Below are 824 nucleotides of genomic sequence, written 5' to 3'. Positions count from 1 at the left end.
GAGCGGACGCTCAACATCTGGGCGGCGAATCTGGAAGCCAGCAAGGAAAAGGCGATCGCCATCCAGTCTCAAGAGGTCTACGACAAGTACATGCACTATCTGACGGGCTGCGAGAATTTCTTCCGCAAAGGCATCAGCAACGTGGGGCAATTCACGTTGGTCAAATAGACAATCAAGTCAGCCCCGAGCGGTGATCCGTTCGGGGCTGATTGTTTCTGTCGAGCCGGCTATTTCTCCATCGTGAACTGGTTGACGTCGGTGTACCCGTCGCGGAACAGCTTGGCGCAGCCGGTCAGGTACTTCATATACCGGTCGTAAACCTCTTGAGACTGAAGGGCGAGGGCCTGCTCGCGATTCGCCTCGAGCGCCTCGGCCCACAGATCCAGCGTCTTCGCGTAGTGCAGTTGCAGCGACTGCACGCGGGTGAGCTCGAAGCCCACGGTCACCCCGTACTCGCCGACGGTCTGCGGGGTGGGAAGCCAGCCGCCGGGAAAAATCTCGGCGAGGATGAATTTCGAGAACTCAACGATCTCGTGGGTCAACCTTAGGCCCTTGGCCCGGGCTTCTTTGAAGGACGGCCGAACGATGGTGTGCAGCAACATGATTCCGCCGGGCGGCAGCGCGTTGTAGGCCATCTTGAAGAAACGCCCGTAGCGTTGGCGGCCGAAGTGCTCGAACGCACCGATCGAGACGATGCGGTCCACCGGCTCGTGGAACTTCTCCCAGCCCTCCAGCAGCACCCGGCGGGTCCGGGTGGTGTCCATCTGGTCGAAGGTCCTCTGCACGTGCTCGGCCTGATTCTCCGAGAGCGTCAGCCCCACGAC

Annotated in this window: 2 protein-coding genes; one reads left to right on the top strand and one right to left on the bottom strand. The window is 60.7% G+C overall.

Annotated elements, in window-relative coordinates:
• Nucleotides 1-168 (top strand): class I SAM-dependent methyltransferase (locus tag A5775_RS06300; protein WP_197512383.1); only part of this gene is annotated, 168 nt, incomplete at its 5' end.
• 59 nt (nucleotides 169-227) lie between these two features.
• On the opposite strand, the gene A5775_RS06295 is transcribed toward A5775_RS06300, so the two are convergent.
• Nucleotides 228-824: class I SAM-dependent methyltransferase (locus A5775_RS06295; RefSeq protein WP_067249293.1), on the bottom strand; the 597-nt coding region annotated here is incomplete at its 5' end.

This window comes from Mycobacterium sp. 852002-10029_SCH5224772 (assembly GCF_001667315.1).
In the GTDB taxonomy this organism is placed as follows: Bacteria; Actinomycetota; Actinomycetes; order Mycobacteriales; family Mycobacteriaceae; genus Mycobacterium.
Note: the sequence above shows the minus strand (reverse complement) of the source record. Positions and strands in the feature narration are given on the sequence as shown.